The organism is Niameybacter massiliensis (assembly GCF_001282685.1).
GTDB lineage: Bacteria > Bacillota > Clostridia > Lachnospirales > Cellulosilyticaceae > Holtiella > Holtiella tumoricola.
Window position 1 is genome coordinate 37,638 of record NZ_LN875030.1, and the last position, 17,186, is coordinate 54,823.

A 17,186-nucleotide genomic window follows, 5' to 3' on the forward strand; every position below is an offset into this window, starting at 1 on the left:
ATGACAAAGTATGGCTAATAAAGTAAAAATCTTACTTAAGATGCCGAAAAATAGCATATAGACACAAATAAATTAGCAGAAGTATAGAGGAAGGATCTAAGTCAATGAGTACATATCGTTATTCCAAAACAAAGTCAAGAGGAGTGCAAGTCAAGAAGGTAGCAATTGGACTTTTCTTAGTAAGTTTAGTGGCATGTGGTGGTGTAGGTATTAATGCCTATTTGAAAGATAAAAAGATAGATGAGACTACAGCACGTATTGAAGAAGTAACAGCACAAAAAGAAGCATTAAATGCACAAGTTAATGAATTACAAGAGCAAACAAATGAGTTAGAAGCTCAAGTAAAAAAAGTAGAAGAAGGTTTATGGCGCTTTGAGCCTATTATAATTCCGGATAGTATGAAATAATAATAGAAGCAGAAGGATTGGGTGATTGAAAATGGCGAAAAGAAATAATCAAATAGGTATAACTATTTTACTTATAGCATTATCTTTAGGGTTATTTGCAGGAACTGGGTTCCTTGCGAGTAAGAGTAGTGGAGGAAAAGAAGCTCTTACAAAAGCACAAGAAGAACTTACTACAGTAGAAGCAAGTAAAGCTAATTTAGAATTACAAGTACAAGAACTAGCAACAAAAAATGAACAACTTCTTAAACAAATTGAAGAACTTAATATTCAAATTCAAGAATTAGAAAAACAAGGTGTAGATGTTTCAGTAATTACTGAAGAGCAAGAAGATAGAAAAGTAGCATATTTAACATTTGATGATGGTCCAAGTGCGAATACAGCTAAAATTTTAGACTTCTTAAAAGTAAATCAAATTCGTGCCACATTCTTTGTACTTGAAAAAGATGGCTATGATGATCTTTATAAACGTATAGTAGATGAGGGACATTCTATTGCTATTCACTCTAGTACACATGACTATGCAGAAATCTATCAAAATGTAGATAACTTTATGGCAGATGTACAAAGTCTATCTAACCATATTAAAGATCTTACAGGTGTAGAAACTAAAGTACTTCGTTTCCCAGGTGGGTCTAATAATACTGTAAGCCATCGTTATGGTGGAAATGATATTATGGATAAGATTATTCCTGCAGTAACACAAGCAGGATATGTATACTATGATTGGAATGTAGATTCTCAAGATGCTGCAAAAGGTCTTCAAGATACTCAAGTTATTGTAAATTCTGTTTTAAACCAAGCAAAATACAATGACAATGCAGTAATCTTAATGCATGATGCAGCTGCAAAGACAACAACAGTAGAAGCACTACCTCAAATAGTAGAAGGATTAAAACAACAAGGTTTTGTATTTGAAGCACTTTCTACAGAATCAGAACCAGTTAAATTTAAATAAAAAGAAAACCGCCCTTGACGTAAAGGGCGGTTTTTTTGATTCCGATTTATCTTTTGTAATATAAGTGTATAAAGTGATTAGGCGTAAATTATAATATATTTATGTAAAGTTTGCAAGAAGGAATACTTAATTATTTGGGACTCTTTGTTTAGCAATAAAGAAGAGAGCAATAACATTTGCACCACAATGAGAGCCAATAACGGAACCAATAGGATTAATCATAGTGGCTTCCACATTGTATTTTTCTTGTAGAAGCTTGGCAACAAAGTGTGCGTCCTCTTCACAATCAGATTGGGAAATCATAACAGGTTGAGCCGTATCTTCTACTAGACTACCAAAAAGGTCAACTAGAGCATGTAGGGCTTTTTTTCTACCTCTAGTTTTTTGATAAGGAATAAGTTTGCCTTCATCATTTACATAGAGTACAGGCTTGATTTGAAGTAAAGATCCTACAAAAGCAGAAGCGTGGCTTACACGTCCTCCACGCTCAAGGTGGTATAAATCATCTACAGTAAAGAGATGGCAAAGATAAGGTGCTGTTGCACGGATATAATCTGCGACCTCCTTAATATCTTTACCTTGCTTACGTAGAGTACATGCATGGTAAACAAGTAATCCTACACCACTAGATGCAGCTAATGTATCAATGATTGTAATAGGTGCATCAGGATATTCCTCTTGCACTTCTTTAAGGGCTATGCAGGCACTGTTATATGTACCGCTAAGACCAGAAGAGAAGGCGAGGTAAAGTACAGGTATATTTTCCTTAGCCCATATAGTAAATTGCTCCTTAAAGGTAAAGATATTTACTTGAGAAGTAGTAGGCATTGCACCACTACGTAAAGAGTCATAGAAACTTTTATGGGAATAGCTTTTACCGAAATCATCTTTGATTTCATGCCCATTTAGAGTGAAAGTTAAAGGGAAAAGATATAAGTTTTCAGATTCAAGATAAGAAAGAGATAAATCAGCTCCTGAATCTACAGCAATAAGAAAATTCATATAGTCACTCCTTATCATAAATATTTTAAATATTATAACATATTATTTTGTAAAAACCAATGCAAGGCCATTATTGATGCAAAATGTATAAAATTTAAAAATTCATATACACTAAGGATTAAGTTAATGAATGAAAAGAGGGAATAGCATAATGGAACAATTTCAATGCCAAAGTTGCGGATATGACATGACAGGTATAGAGCGATATGCATCTACTTTAAATTCAACATTTTATCCAGGTGTTGATACAACATTTATGGATGTAGCAGGACTTTACAATAGTCAAATTAATAATTCAGTGCGCTGTCCTAATTGTGGACAAGTAGGTCAGTGGATTAAACATTATTAAAAGAGGTGTCTTAGACACCTCTTTTTCTTATATAATCATAATGAGTATGAAATATAAAAAAATTTCATACAATGTAAAGAAGCATCTACTTGCAAGGTCTTTACTTACTCATGTATAATGTAAGATAAAATAATGGAGAGGAGGACGACTATGGAATCTCCACTAAATGCAGTTGGGTTTTCAAAATCCTCAAATAAGTATGATACAGAAGATATTATTGAAGGTATTTTAAACAATCCATCTAAACAAATGGCAATTGAACTTACACCAGAGGTCATCTTTGCAGAATACTTACAGGAGCTAGCAGAAAATACATATCTTATTGTCAGAGTAACAGTAAAAAAAGATAATGATAGTGACAAAGACCCAGAAATTACAGTTTATAACTGTGATGCATTCGTTGAAGCAGAAAATAATATGCAAATTGAAGAGCTTTCTATTGAACGAGGCGATGAATACGATGAAGAAGATACTGATTACTATGTAATATTTGAAGAAAAAGAAAGTTCAATGGAAATTATTTTTATTTTGCAAAATACAGTACAGTATTTAGAAGGTGTACGACAAGGAAAGACCATCAAAGAAGTTAACGTAGTTGGAATAGCTTCTGAAGGCACAATTATTTTACCTATTGAAAAAGATGAAGAAGAAGAACGTGTTGAAAAAGAAGAACGAGAAAAACTACGTAGTATCCTTCAAAAGATGAAAGAAGGAGATGAAGAAGCAAGATCATTATTAGAAAAGGAAGAAAAAGAACTAGACCTTTTACTGAAAGAGCGTCTTAGAGAAGAAGACTTTTTAACTGTAATGAGTGGGTACTTTATGCCGGCTACAGTAGAAGATTCTGTATATGCTATTCTAGGTGAGATTTTAGCTATTAAAGAGCGAAAAAATAAGATCACTAATGAAGAAATGTATGTCCTCACCTTAGACGTTAATGATTTAATACTAGAAGTTGTTATTCATAAGGATGAATTAATAGGCATGCCAAGTGTAGGTATGCGCTTTATGGGAACTTGCTGGATACAAGGTCAAGTCATAATGGAATAAAAGTGCAAGACAACTTGCACTTTTTATTCTGTTGATTAAAAATAATCCTTATAAAAATCATAGTATTAAGTATAGCTATGATACTTGACGAATAACTATTAAAGGCGTAATATAAAATAGTCAAATAGTTCTGTTTCCGTAGCTCAGTAGGATAGAGCGACCGCCTCCTAAGCGGTAGGCCGCTGGTTCGATTCCAGTCGGGAACGTAAAAGGTGTTACGATTACTCGTAGCACCTTTTTTGTATTATATTTTCTTATACAAAGAGGCTATAATTTAATAAGGAAAAAGAGTATGATAAAGAAATACAATAGGGATTGAAGGAGTGAAACAATGAAAGTAACTATTCGAGATGTGGCAAAAGAAGCAGGAGTAGCGCCATCAACTGTATCAAGAGTACTTTCTAATAGTGAACGTATTAGCGAGGAGACAAAGGCTAAGGTTCGTGAAGCTATTAAGAAGTTAAACTTTAAGCCTAATGCGATAGCAAGGAGTTTGGCAAATAACAAGACCCAAACATTAGGGATTATGTTACCTAATGAAATAGAGAATTCTTTTTCAAATCCGTTTTTTATACAAGTAATGCAAGGAATTAGTTTATATGCAAGCCAATATCATTACTATGTAATGTATGCTTTTGCAAAAGATAAAAAGGATGAGCTCAAGTATGTAAAGGAACTTACAGACAATAGAAGGGTAGATGGAATCGTTATCTTAAAAGCTGAAGTACAAGATAAAACAATAGCTTACTTACAAGAAATGAAATTTCCTTTTGTTGTAATAGGTCATCCTGAAAAATTAGATGAAACGTTATGGGTAGATAATGATAATATAGATGCTACATATCGTGTAACAGAAGAACTCATTAAATGTGGACACAGGACCATTGGATTTGTGGGGGCTAATACAGAGTGGGCTGTATCTAAAGACCGCTATGAAGGGTATAAAAGAGCATTACAGGCTTATGGTATAGATTTAAATAAAAGATATATTTATCACGGGAAAGAATTTAATGAATTAACAGGCGAAGAAGCTGCTAAGAGATTAGTGGAATTAGATGAGCTAACAGCTATCATTACAACGGATGACCTTATTGCAGTAGGTATAAAACACTATTTTGATGAGGTAGGTATAGACTCAAAAGAGCTTATTGGCTTTAATAATACAGCAATAGGTGCCTATCAAAATCCTCCACTTTCATCTGTAGATATTAATGCAGAAAAGTTAGGATGGTATGCAGGTAAGCTAATTATTGGGCAATTAGAAGAAAAGCGACAAGAGCAAACACATTATATAGTAGAAACAGAATTTATTAAAAGAAAATCAAAATAATATTATGAAACCGGTTGCGCAAAACGTATAAAAAAGCTATAATATGGGTACAGTATATTTTTTGTACAAAGTAATCGGTTATTTCAATGAAAATATGGTCATAATAGCCATATATTTTTTAAATAATAATGCAAGCGGTTGCACAACAAGGAGACGACATGAACTGGAAAAAAGAAGCTATAGGTTATCAAATTTATCCTCGTAGTTTTATGGATTCTAATGGGGATGGTATAGGTGATCTTCAAGGAATTATTTCAAAATTAGATTACATTAAGGATTTAGGTATAGATGTCATTTGGATTTGCCCAATGTATAAATCTCCAAATGATGACAATGGTTATGATATTAGCGACTATGAAGATATTTTAGAGGACTTCGGTACAATGGAAGACTTTGATGCTTTACTTGCTGAAGTTCATAAAAGAGGTATGAAGCTTATTATAGATTTAGTAATCAATCATACTTCAGATGAACATGAATGGTTCTTAGAATCTAGGTCATCAAAAAATAGTAACAAAAGAGATTGGTATATCTGGAGACCAGGAAAAGAGGGTGAAGAACCAAATAACTGGGAAAGTATTTTTAGTGGTTCAGCATGGGAATATGATGAAGCTACAGATGAATATTTCTTACATTTATTTAGTAAGCGTCAGCCAGATTTAAATTGGGAAAACAAAGAAGTAAGAGAAGCCTTATATCAAATGATCAATTGGTGGTTAGATAAAGGTATTGATGGTTTTAGAGTAGATGCTATTAGTCATATCAAAAAAGAAGAAGGTCTTACAGATTTAGATAATCCAGAAGGACTTAAATATGTATCTTCCTTTAGTAAGCATATGAATATGGAAGGTATTCATGATTACTTGAAAGAGCTTAAGGAGCGTACATTTGCACATTATGACATTATGACTGTTGGAGAGGCTAATGGGGTAAGTGCGGATGAAGGTTATTTATGGGTAGATGAAGAACAAGGTAAATTTGATATGATTTTTCAATTTGAGCATCTTGAATTGTGGGATACAAATGGTGAAGAACCTTTAGATGTTCTAACTTTTAAGAAGACACTTTCTAAATGGCAAGATGCACTTCATGAAAAAGGTTGGAATGCATTATTTATTGAAAATCATGATATTCCAAGAGCAGTATCAAAATGGGGTAATGACAAAGAGTATTGGGCTGAAAGCGCGAAGGCTCTAGGGCTTATGTATTTCATGCAACAAGGTACACCTTTTATTTACCAAGGACAAGAAATTGGTATGACAAATGTACGTTATACTCATATTGATGAATACAATGATGTATCTTCAATGAATAAATATAATGAAATGATTGCAATGGGTAAAAGTGAAGAAGAAGCCCTCAAATATATGTGGAATTGCTCAAGAGATAATGCAAGAACACCTATGCAATGGAATGATGAGTACAATGCAGGGTTTACAACGGGTACACCTTGGATAGATATGAATCCGAATTATCATGAGATTAATGTAGCATATCAATTAGAAGATCCAAATTCTATTTTGAATTTCTACAAGGCGATGATTAGATTAAGAAAGTCACATACTTCATTAGTATATGGTAAATATAACTTAATACTTGAAGAAAATCCAAAAATCTATGCCTATACACGTACAGATAGAGAGGGTCAATATTTAATCTTATGTAATTTGACAGATCAAGAAGCACTTTATCAACTAGATCAAGAATTAGCATATAAGGAATTACTTTTATGCAACTATCTAGATGATGAGATAAATGAAGGGGTTCTTAAACCTTATGAAGCAAGATTATACAAAATAAGCTGAGACAATATTAAAAGGTGAAGAGAGGTAGCGAGATGAAGGACAAAAAAATATTTTCATTCGATTTCTGGCAAAAATTTGGTAAGGCCTTATTAGTAGTTATTGCAGTAATGCCAGCAGCGGGGTTAATGGTTTCATTTGGTAAACTTATTGGGATGAATTTTGATGCTCAAGTATTCCAGACTGTAGCTAGAGTTATGGAAGACATTGGTTGGGCTATTATTGGGAACTTACACATTTTATTTGCAGTAGCAATCGGGGGATCTTGGGCAAATGACCGTGCAGGTGGAGCATTTGCAGCATTATTAACATTTATTTTAACAAATAGAATTACAGGTGCAATCTTTGGTGTAAGTGCAGGGATGCTTAGCGATAGTAGTGCAGCAGTAACAAGCTTATTTGGTCAACAACTTACAGTACCAGATTACTTTACATCTATTTTAGGTGCACCAGCATTAAATATGGGTGTATTTATCGGTATTATTTCAGGTTTCTTAGGTGCATACTTATATAATAAATATTATAACTTTGATAAATTACCTCAAGCATTAGCATTCTTCAATGGTAAGCGTTTTGTGCCTTTCATGGTTATTGTAGGTTCAACAGTAATGGCTATTTTCCTTTCAATTGTATGGCCATTCATTCAAGGTAGTTTAAATAGCTTTGGGCAATGGTTAGCTGCATCAAAGGATACAGCTCCAGTATTAGCTCCATTTGTATATGGAACATTAGAAAGACTTCTTTTACCATTTGGATTACATCATATGTTAACAGTACCAGTTAACTATACAGAGCTTGGTGGTTTATACACAATGTTAACAGGTCCAGCTGCAGGACAAGTCGTAGCAGGGCAAGATCCACTTTGGTTAGCTTGGATTACAGACCTTAATAACTTAAAAGCTGCTGGAGATATGGCAGCATACAATGAATTATTAACAACAATAACACCAGCTCGTTTTAAAGTAGGACAAGTTATTCTTTCAAGTGCATCATTATTAGGTATTTCTTATGCGATGTACAAAAATGTAGATCCAGATAAAAGATCTAAATACAAAACTATTTTCTTATCTGCAATTTTAGCTGTATTCTTAACAGGGGTAACAGAACCAATTGAATTTATGTTCATGTTTGTTTCACCAATTCTTTATGTAGTCTATGCAGTGTTAACAGGTCTTGCATTTGCGTTAGCAGATATTATCAACCTTAGAGTACATGCATTTGGATTTATTGAATTCCTTACTCGTGCACCAATGATGGTCAATGCAGGAATTGGTATGGATATTGTAAACTTTATTATTACAAGTGTTGTATTTTTCTTCCTTAACTTTGGAGCATTCAGCTTCTTAATCAAGAAATTCAACATTGCAACACCAGGACGTAAAGGTAACTATATTGACGATGAGGCTGAAGATATAAAGGCAGGAGATGGAGCAAAATTAGCAAAAGCATCAGGATCAAAAGATATGCAAGCTATAAGAGCTATTGAGCTTTTAGGTGGTGAAGAAAATATCGTAGATGTAGATGCATGTATGACTAGATTACGTGTTACAGTTAAAGATTCTAGTTTAGTAGGAGATGTAACAGCATGGAAACAAAATGGTGCTATTGGTCTTGTGCACAAAAATAATGGTGTGCAAGCAATCTATGGTCCACAAGTAGATGTGCTTAAGTGTACGATACAAGATATCTTAGGGAGATAAGAGGTATGAAGTTACTAACGCTTAACTGTCATTCTTGGCAAGAGGAAGAGCAAGCATATAAATTAAAATGTTTAGCAAAGCAAATTAAAGAGGAGGGCTATGATGTAATAGCCCTTCAAGAAGTAAGCCAACATCAAAATGGCAAAATTGTAAGAGATAATCTTAAAGAAGGTAACTATCTTTACGCATTATTAGATGAGCTAAAGCAAATAGGCGTAACAGATTATGATTATGCATGGGCATTCTCTCATATTGGCTATGAGGTGTATGAAGAAGGACTTGGTATCTTGACTAAACATCCTATTTATGAGAAAGAGGAATTTTTCATTACCAATGGTACAGATACTAACTACTGGAAGACTAGAAGGATTATTAAAGTAACGATCCAGTATAATGAAGAATTGATTGATTTTTATTCTTGCCATTTAGGTTGGTGGAATGATGAAGAAGAATCATTTAAATTCCAAGTAGATAGATTAGATGAAGAGATTAAAAATGGGCGTCTTGCATTCCTAATGGGCGATTTTAATAATAATGCCAATACAAGGAGTGAAGGATATGACTACATGCTTTCAAAAGGTTGGCAAGATACGTATACACTAGCACGGAACAAAGACTCAGGTGTAACAGTATTGGGTAAAATAGATGGTTGGGAAGAAAATAAACAACAACTTAGAATAGATTTGGTATGGTCTAGTCAGCCTGTTGAGGTCATTTCTTCACAAGTATGCTTTAATGGTGAGAATCAACCTATTGTATCAGACCACTTCGGCGTAGAAGTGAAGATACAAAAGTAGAATATAGTAAGCATTTAAGTTGCACTAGTGAATAAAAATCTTTATTTTAACCCATAATCACACTAAGAGGTGAGAAAATGAAAACATGGATTAAAATAAGTTTATTTGCTAGTGCTCTTTTATTATATTTTTGGTTTATATTACGTTCTTCTAATATTATTAGCGCCTTAACTAAAATACTTATTGTAGCTTTACTTTTACTTGGAATGGAGAGTGTACGTAGAGATAGAGAAAAGACATTTTTAATGTGTTCAGATATTAATCAGATTAAGAAAATGGAACAAGATGAATTCGTAGCGTATACTGCTAATCTTTATAAGAGATTAGGGTATTTTATTGATTTGTTGAAATCTAAAGATGAATTAGGGTGCGATATCATTGCGAGGAAAAAGCAGGATATAATTTGCATTAAGTGTGTAAGTGGTGCAGAGGAGATTGGAATTTTACCACTTCAACAAGTATATGGAAGTATGAATCTCTATAAAGCTAACAAGTGTATGCTGATTACAACAGGTACGTATAATGAAAAGGCAAAGCAATTTGCAAAGGCTAATCATGTAAACCTGATTGATCAACAAGAACTATTAAAAAAGATTATGAAAGTAACAAATGAAAAAGAAACAACAAAAGTATCTTCTAGTACACAAGAAGTATAGTAATCATATTGTAATAATAAATAATGGAAAAATTATTAATAAGTGCCCCTGTTTGTGTTAGTATATTGTTAAACTATAAGACATAAACAGGGGGTAATTTAATGCAATTAGAAACAAAACAAAATGTTGAGAATGTAGTAAAGAAGTCAACGCTTTCAATAGGTTCTATTATATTAGGGATTTGCCTTATTAGTATTCCTATTATTGTTACTTTATTTATTGCAATACCATCATTAGGACAAACACTTCTTCAAGAGAAGAGTGAGATCATGAAAGGTATGATTATTGGTATTACAATTTTACCAGTCTTTCTTTTTGTTGCAATAAAGGGTGGCAAGCTTTGGTACAAACAATGGTGGAGCTGGGTAGCGGTAGGCGTTACTTGCATTGCACTTGTATCTATTACATTCATTGGAAGTTTTGGTGGATCAAATCAAAGTATGGATAATGGGATGAATATGGAAGATGGCATGAATATGGGTGGCGACATGGGCATGTCAGATGATATGAATAATGAAGCTATTATTATGGAATAAAAAAAGAGGTGAATATATTCACCTCTTTTTTATTTAGTTTTAAGTTTAAATACTTTAGTATCAATGACATTATCTGGTTCGGTAGGACGGGCTTTTTTAAATTCAATGACATATGTATCAACAGCATTTGCACGTATAATCCAAGTATGTTCTCCGCCTTCACCAGGTAAGTTTGTTCCACTAGGCGTAAAATAATCTTCTAGGATAGTAATACCTTCAGGGAAGGTTACTTGCCATTTATAGCCAGTAGAAGGATTTTCCTCGAGTTTAATGGTAAGCTTTTGACCAACGTTATAGGTATTAGTGCCTTCAAAAAGAGGAAGAACACGATCTTCAGTGGATGTAGATGGTGTTTCCTTATCTGGTGGTAGGGGTGTTTCTACCGGTTCTTCTGGCGTTGTAGGTTCTGGTGTAGATGGTACAAGCTCAATACTATTTTGCACATGAGTAGGTTTGATATTAAAAGCAAGTTCAAAGAACTCTTGAGGTGCATAAAGTATATTTTCTATAAGTTTTATAGGTTTTGGAAGTTGATGCGTTATATTATTTAATATGTAATTCGATTTTCCTGCAGTTATAGATATTTTGTTTTGATCATTTTCTAGTAAGACAGATTTTGTAGAAGCATCCCAAGTAAGGGTATAGCCTAGTGAATTATTGATTAGTCTAATAGGAAAATAAGTTGTATTATCACTGGCAATAACTTTAGTATCTACTTGTCCATCTAAGAGGATTGTTACAAACTCTTTAGGCGTATCATTAGCATAGACATAAGAACTGCAACTTACTAGAGCAATGAGGACTAAATGAGTTAATTTTAATTTTGGCATGATACACACTCCTTCAAATATTAACTTCTTTTATAGTATAACACTTGAAGGAATGTAATCATAGATATCTCATATTAATGTTTATTTGCAGATTGTTTAGTTTGAACTTTTGTTCTAAAGATTAAGGTACGAAGGGCAGACCAGTTAAATGGAATAAGTGGATAAAGGTATGGTTCGCCAGTAAAAGTCTTTGTTGTTAGAAGAAGAATAATATCTAATACAACAGCAATAGCAAATCCCCATATACCAAATAATCCAGCTCCAAGGAGCATAATCATACGCATCATTTTTATACCATAGCTCAGTTCAATGCTAGGTTGAGTAAAGCTAGAAAGTGCTACAATTGCCATATAGAAAATAGTATGAGGTACAACCCAACCTGTTTTAACAGCATATTCACCTAAAATAAGACCACCGATAACAGATAATGAAGTACCTAATGAGCTAGGTGTATTAAGTGAAGCTATTTTAAGCCCATCTACAGCGACCTCTAGAGCTAAGAACTGAATAAAGAGTGCTACATTTAGTGGATCATCTGGCAGTAAGAAGGAGAGCGATGATGGAATCATAGATTCATAACGTACAATAAGGACATATACAGGCGTCAAAAATAGATTCACAAGGAAAATAATATGACGTACAAAGCGTAGATAATTACCAGTAATAACAGGAACATAGTAGTCATCTGCATCTTGCAGGAAGTCGAAGATACCTGTAGGGACAATGATAGCGGTTGGTGAGTTATCTACTAAGATAACAATTTTTCCCTCAGTTACTTGTGCAGCGGCCACATCAGGGCGCTCGGTGTAACGTGCTTTAGGAAAAGGATTGAACCATTTTTCTTCATTAATACTTTCAATAAGTGTTTGATCACCCATTGTGAGTGCGTTAACGTGCAATTGATTAAGTGTATCTTTAACTTTTTTTAGGAGCTTTTTATCTACTTTATTACTAAGATAGCCAATAGCTACATCTGTATTAGAGACCTGACCAATATTCATCATTTCAAAAATAAGATGTGGATCTCTAATACGACGTCTAATAAGTGCAGTATTAAATACGATTGTTTCAACAAAGCCATCTCGAGCACCGCGAATAGTCTTTTCTTTTTCAGGTTCATTAATGCCACGAGTAGGATAAGTACGTAAGTCAATGATTGCAGCAGAACTGGAGTTGTCAAAGAGTAAGATAGTTTGTCCAGCAAGGAGAGCCTTAACCATTTCATCTATGTCTGTTTCAGTAGAGACTTCTATAGAACTAATACCTAAGCGAATGAGCTCTTCTGCTGAATGCACTTTGTCTAGTTCTTCTTTTGGTAGGGCATAGATATCACGACGTATATATTCTAAGTTTGTATCTTTAGCAAAACCATCTAGAAAGTAAAGATAAAAGGTACGACCATGAATATAAAGGACCTTCTCTAAAAGGTCAAAAGATTTACCAACAGGTAAAATTTTGTGGAGCGCATGTAAATTTTCTTGTAAATTCGAAGTTAGTTTCATTGTTTAACCACCCAGTTTTTAGAAATAATGTAGTTAGCATATGCAGGACTATACAAAATATACATTTTTATCTACAATAGAGGCAAAGAAATGGTGAGGTAGGTAATGAAATGGAAGAACATATTCAATATATGCAGATAGCATTAGAAGAGGCAAATAAAGCTTATGTGCTTGATGAAACGCCAATAGGTGCAGTTATTGTACATAATGGTGAAGTTATTGCTAGAGCTTGCAATAGAAGAAATACAGATAAAAATAGCCTGGCACATGCAGAAATACTGGCCATTGATGAAGCTTGTAAATATATAGGGGATTGGCGTTTAGAGGAGTGTACTATTTATATTACATTAGAGCCTTGTCCAATGTGTGCAGGAGCTATTGTACAAGCACGTATCCCCAAAGTGGTATATGGAGCAAGTAGCCCTAAAGCTGGTTTTGGAGGCTCTGTACTTAATATTTTACAATTAGAAGAGCTGAATCACCGATGCGAAGTTATACGTGACGTATGTACGGAAGAGAGTGCAGCAATTTTAAAAGAATACTTCAAAAAAATGCGTCAAAAAAAGTAATTGGAGAGTTGTTTAATCAATGATATAATATAGGGGTAGTCCGAAAAAAAGAAATGGGGGAAACTTCAATGAACGTTACAGCAAAACATAAAAAGGCGAGAATCTTCAGAGATTTTCTTATCGAAACAGATGGCGTAAATATGTTTAAGGAAGAAGAAAAGGAACATGCTATACTCTTTAGAAGTATGTACCCAGTGAGAGAAGACGATAAAAAACAATTCATGTTTATTATAGATGATTCAATCTATGTGACTATGCAATCTCTTATTGTAGCTGAAGTGCCAGAAGAAAAAAGAGAAGAAATGCTAAAAGTAATTAATCAAATCCACTTTGAGTATCCAACAGTAAAATATGTGCTTACTCCAACAGGACAAATTATGACTTCTGCTATTTTCCATGCACATGAAGCAAACTTTGATGCAGGAACAGCTGTTAAATGTACAATTGAATTATTTAAAGTTATTGCAAAAGATCACTATGCACGCTTTTTACAAGTTTTAGGAGAATAACAGGCATTGACAGAGTGCCATAAAGTCGTTATACTATTTACATGACATTTTCATATGTCAACCATTTTCCGTGCTAGCCGGGGAAGTAGCGGTGCCCTGTACCTGCAACCCGCTGTAGCAGGGGTGATGCTCTAGCCGAGGCAGTATCTTGTAGGGTCTGCCCTTAGCAAGTGATGTTGATGATTAGGTCTTACGCAATAGGCACTCTTGAATCGTGTCAGGTCCGGAAGGAAGCAGCACTAAGGGAGCACGCTCTATGTGCCGTGAGAGTGCCTAGTCGGAGTTAACTACTAGGGTCACGCTTATGGGCTAATGTCGAAGCTGAGTGCACGGATTTAAAAAGCATATAATAACGTATATAAATAGGCTCCTGAAGGATATAATCTTTCAGGAGCCACTTTGTGTATAATATACTATTGAACAATAATTCTATAGGCCCTTGTTTCTACGATAGGGTTACCACAACAAAGCTGGCGATAGTAGCAATAGATGGTGAATTCACCAGGAACAAGAGGTTGTATAACCCATTTTCTAATTAATGTATAGCCATTGGGGTTATAACTACCTTTTATAGTTTGGAAGCCACGAGGGAGATCAAGTTCCCATTTTCTGTTATTAGGAGGCTCCTCTAGTTGGATTTCGATTAAATCATTTACAAATACGTAGTTAATCATTGAAGGAGATATGATATAGGACATTATTTCACCTCATTTAAAAAATTAAGACATAAAGAATTTGTTCTATATCAGTATATACATTGAGGTAAGAAGAGGGGACAAAATAAATCAAAAGATAAGGAGTGTTTTAGATGAGTAATTTATTCGTACAATATCCAAAATGTACTACATGTAAAAAAGCATTAAACTGTTTAAAAGATACAGGAGTAGAATTTCAAGATAGACATATCGTTGAAGAGGTACCAACAAAAGAAGAGCTGAAAGCATGGATTGAAAAAAGTGGACTAGAAGTTAAAAATTTTTTCAATACATCAGGCAAACTTTATAAAGAAATGAATTTAAAAGATAAAGTAGGAAGTTTTTCTATAGATGAAGCATTAGAACTTTTAAGCTCTAATGGCATGCTTATTAAACGTCCTATCTTAGTAACAGATGATAAAGTCCTTGTAGGATTTAAACAAGAAGCTTACGAAGAGACACTTAGAAAATAGATTTTGTGGTATAATATAGAAAGAAAATCATACCAAAATGAGAAAGGAATAGGCTATGAGTTATTTAGCACTATATAGAAAGTATAGACCTAGAACATTTGATGAAGTTGTGGGACAAGAACATATTGTAAGGACATTACAAAACCAAATAAAAACAGGTCGTATTTCTCATGCCTATCTTTTTACAGGAAGTAGAGGAACAGGGAAGACGACTATTGCTAAAATCTTTGCAAGAGCAGTTAACTGTACTAATCCTAATAATGGTTCAGCTTGTATGGCATGTGAAGCATGTAAACAAATTGAAGATGGTGCAAGTATTAACATTATAGAGCTAGATGCTGCATCTCATAACGGGGTAGATAATATCCGTGAGATCAATGAAGAGGTTAAGTATAGCCCTGCAGTGGGAAAGTATAAAGTATACATCATAGATGAGGTACATATGCTTTCTACAGGTGCATTCAATGCTTTATTAAAGACGCTGGAAGAACCACCTGCTCATGTCATCTTTATTTTAGCAACAACGGATCCTCAAAAGATTCCTGTAACCATATTATCTAGATGTCAACGTTTTGACTTTAAGCGTATTCCAGCTACTTCTATCCAAGAAACCTTACATGAATACATGGAAGAAGAAAAGATAGATATTGAAGATGAAGCATTAAGTTATATTGCACGTCTAGCAGATGGTGGTATGAGGGATGCCTTAAGTATATTAGAACAGTGTATTTCTTTCTACTTTGATGAGCATATTACTGTAGATAAGGTGCTTTATTTAGTAGGAGCAGTAGATACACATTACTTATTTGATATGATTGATGCATTTAGCACATATGATAGTAAGAGGGCTCTTCAGGTAGTTCAAGAGGTTAATACGCAAGGACGCAGCATTAGACAGTTTGCACTTGACCTTCTAGGACATGCGCGCAATTTATTGGTTGTAAAGACTACACAGGGTGATACGAGTGTGTTAGACTATAGCAAGGAGTATATTGCACGACTTAATGAACAGGCAAGTGGAATAGATGTTCATGCATTGATGCAATATATCAAAGTGTTTTCAGAGTTAGATTCAGAGATGAAAATAGCTTCGAATCAACGTATTTTATTAGAAGTTACAGTACTTAGGTTAAGTGAAGCTGTAGTAGATGAATCCTCTAATGGACTAGAAGAGAAGCTCTTAGCACTTCAGGCAAAACTTGAAAAACTAGAAGCGCGTGAACCAGTTCAAGTTGTTCATCAAGCAGCACCTAAAGAACCAGAAAAGGAAATTGTGCCAACGAGACTTCCAGAAGCTGTACCAGAAGATATTAAGGCACTTGTAGGGAAGTGGGATGGTATCAAAGAGAAGCTAGGAACAGCAGCTAAGCTTGTGTTCAAATCAACTTCTCCAGGACTTATAGAGGGAGATACTTTCTATATTGTACATGGTGTAAATATGGAGCCTAGTATTAATTCACATATAGAAGAAGTACGTAAACTTATTAACCAAACGATGCAAAAAGAAGTTAAGGTTGTACCGATTGATGTGAAACACTATGAATCTAAAGTTAAAGAAACACATGGAACTAAAATGCCACAAAACGATGTAACACAATCGATTAGTGGTACACTTAGAGATATTTATTCAAAAATAAATTATAAAATAGAAACTATAAATTAGGAGGATTACACAATGGCAAGACAAGGATTTGGTGGCGGAATGCCTAATATGCAACAACTTATGAAACAAGCACAAAAAATGCAAAAACAAATGGAAGAAGCACAAGCTAAAATTGGTGAAATGGAAGTAACTGCTACAGTTGGTGGTGGAATGGTAGAAGTTGTTGCTACTGGTAACAAAGAAGTTAAATCTATTACAATCAAACCAGAAGTGGTAGATGCAGATGATATTGAAACATTAGAAGACTTAGTACTTGCAGCTGTTAATGAAGCAATTCGCCAAGCTGAAGAACTTAGTCAAAAAGAAATGGGCAAATTAACAGGTGGTATGCCAACAGGAGGCTTATTCTAGTGAATGGCTA

The 17,186-nt window shown here is 34.1% G+C and carries 19 protein-coding genes, 1 tRNA gene and 1 other RNA gene; 17 read left to right on the top strand and 4 right to left on the bottom strand.

The window, feature by feature from the left end; all coding sequences use genetic code 11:
- Positions 1-104: 104 nt before the first annotated feature.
- Positions 105-407 carry a hypothetical protein gene (locus BN2390_RS00515; protein WP_053982409.1) on the top strand — a complete coding sequence of 101 codons (303 nt, stop codon included), beginning with the start codon at positions 105-107 and terminating at the stop codon, positions 405-407.
- Positions 408-438: 31 nt separating this feature from the next.
- On the top strand, positions 439-1,362 hold the full coding sequence (locus tag BN2390_RS00520) for a polysaccharide deacetylase family protein (RefSeq protein WP_053982410.1): 924 nt from the start codon (positions 439-441) through the stop codon (positions 1,360-1,362).
- A 126-nt stretch (positions 1,363-1,488) separates the two neighbouring features.
- Here the strand turns inward: BN2390_RS00520 and BN2390_RS00525 are convergent, their stop codons facing one another.
- Positions 1,489-2,364, bottom strand: a complete 876-nt coding sequence (locus BN2390_RS00525) for a DegV family protein (RefSeq protein ID WP_053982411.1) — start codon at positions 2,362-2,364, stop codon at positions 1,489-1,491.
- A 151-nt stretch (positions 2,365-2,515) separates the two neighbouring features.
- Here BN2390_RS00525 and BN2390_RS00530 point away from each other — a divergent pair, with 151 nt between their 5' ends.
- From BN2390_RS00530 to BN2390_RS00570, 9 genes are all read left to right on the top strand, one after another.
- Entirely contained in the window at positions 2,516-2,713 is a 198-nt protein-coding gene (locus BN2390_RS00530) for a hypothetical protein (protein ID WP_053982412.1), read from the top strand.
- Positions 2,714-2,863: 150 nt separating this feature from the next.
- On the top strand, positions 2,864-3,763 hold the full coding sequence (locus tag BN2390_RS00535; protein ID WP_053982413.1) for a DUF3881 family protein: 900 nt from the start codon (positions 2,864-2,866) through the stop codon (positions 3,761-3,763).
- A gap of 132 nt (positions 3,764-3,895) precedes the next feature.
- A tRNA-Arg gene (locus tag BN2390_RS00540) sits at positions 3,896-3,969 on the top strand.
- A 125-nt stretch (positions 3,970-4,094) separates the two neighbouring features.
- Entirely contained in the window at positions 4,095-5,093 is a 999-nt protein-coding gene (locus tag BN2390_RS00545) for a LacI family DNA-binding transcriptional regulator (protein WP_053982414.1), read from the top strand.
- A gap of 158 nt (positions 5,094-5,251) precedes the next feature.
- On the top strand, positions 5,252-6,898 hold the full coding sequence (locus BN2390_RS00550; protein ID WP_053982415.1) for a glycoside hydrolase family 13 protein: 1,647 nt from the start codon (positions 5,252-5,254) through the stop codon (positions 6,896-6,898).
- Positions 6,899-6,930: 32 nt separating this feature from the next.
- On the top strand, positions 6,931-8,595 hold the full coding sequence (locus BN2390_RS00555; protein ID WP_053982416.1) for a PTS transporter subunit IIBC: 1,665 nt from the start codon (positions 6,931-6,933) through the stop codon (positions 8,593-8,595).
- 5 nt (positions 8,596-8,600) lie between these two features.
- Entirely contained in the window at positions 8,601-9,392 is a 792-nt protein-coding gene (locus BN2390_RS00560) for an endonuclease/exonuclease/phosphatase family protein (protein ID WP_053982417.1), read from the top strand.
- Positions 9,393-9,469: 77 nt separating this feature from the next.
- Positions 9,470-10,048 (top strand): restriction endonuclease, encoded by a 579-nt coding sequence (locus BN2390_RS00565; protein WP_053982418.1) that lies wholly within the window; start codon positions 9,470-9,472, stop codon positions 10,046-10,048.
- Between the two features lie 101 nt (positions 10,049-10,149).
- On the top strand, positions 10,150-10,584 hold the full coding sequence (locus tag BN2390_RS00570) for a hypothetical protein (RefSeq protein ID WP_053982419.1): 435 nt from the start codon (positions 10,150-10,152) through the stop codon (positions 10,582-10,584).
- Between the two features lie 29 nt (positions 10,585-10,613).
- Here BN2390_RS00570 and BN2390_RS00575 read toward each other — a convergent pair whose 3' ends face one another.
- Entirely contained in the window at positions 10,614-11,414 is an 801-nt protein-coding gene (locus BN2390_RS00575; protein WP_053982420.1) for a protease inhibitor I42 family protein, read from the bottom strand.
- A gap of 74 nt (positions 11,415-11,488) precedes the next feature.
- Positions 11,489-12,916, bottom strand: a complete 1,428-nt coding sequence (locus BN2390_RS00580; protein ID WP_053982421.1) for a spore germination protein — start codon at positions 12,914-12,916, stop codon at positions 11,489-11,491.
- 110 nt (positions 12,917-13,026) lie between these two features.
- Here BN2390_RS00580 and BN2390_RS00585 point away from each other — a divergent pair, with 110 nt between their 5' ends.
- The 3 genes from BN2390_RS00585 to ffs all read left to right on the top strand — a co-directional run bounded on the left by BN2390_RS00585 (position 13,027) and on the right by ffs (position 14,327).
- Positions 13,027-13,485 (top strand): nucleoside deaminase, encoded by a 459-nt coding sequence (locus BN2390_RS00585; protein ID WP_053982422.1) that lies wholly within the window; start codon positions 13,027-13,029, stop codon positions 13,483-13,485.
- A gap of 68 nt (positions 13,486-13,553) precedes the next feature.
- Positions 13,554-13,994, top strand: a complete 441-nt coding sequence (locus BN2390_RS00590) for a hypothetical protein (protein WP_053982423.1) — start codon at positions 13,554-13,556, stop codon at positions 13,992-13,994.
- 68 nt (positions 13,995-14,062) lie between these two features.
- Positions 14,063-14,327: signal recognition particle sRNA large type (ffs, locus tag BN2390_RS21285), an RNA gene on the top strand.
- A gap of 80 nt (positions 14,328-14,407) precedes the next feature.
- Here ffs and BN2390_RS00595 read toward each other — a convergent pair.
- Positions 14,408-14,668, bottom strand: a complete 261-nt coding sequence (locus BN2390_RS00595) for a hypothetical protein (protein WP_207642815.1) — start codon at positions 14,666-14,668, stop codon at positions 14,408-14,410.
- Positions 14,669-14,802: 134 nt separating this feature from the next.
- On the opposite strand from BN2390_RS00595, the gene BN2390_RS00600 reads away from it, so the two are divergent.
- Genes BN2390_RS00600 through BN2390_RS00610 form a run of 3 tightly spaced genes read left to right on the top strand, consistent with a single transcriptional unit; the run spans position 14,803 to position 17,176 of the window.
- Positions 14,803-15,162, top strand: coding sequence for an arsenate reductase family protein (locus tag BN2390_RS00600; RefSeq protein ID WP_053982425.1), 360 nt, complete (start codon positions 14,803-14,805; stop codon positions 15,160-15,162).
- A gap of 55 nt (positions 15,163-15,217) precedes the next feature.
- Positions 15,218-16,825, top strand: coding sequence for a DNA polymerase III subunit gamma/tau (gene dnaX, locus BN2390_RS00605; RefSeq protein ID WP_053982426.1), 1,608 nt, complete (start codon positions 15,218-15,220; stop codon positions 16,823-16,825).
- A 12-nt stretch (positions 16,826-16,837) separates the two neighbouring features.
- Entirely contained in the window at positions 16,838-17,176 is a 339-nt protein-coding gene (locus BN2390_RS00610) for a YbaB/EbfC family nucleoid-associated protein (RefSeq protein ID WP_053982427.1), read from the top strand.
- Positions 17,177-17,186: the final 10 nt, after the last annotated feature.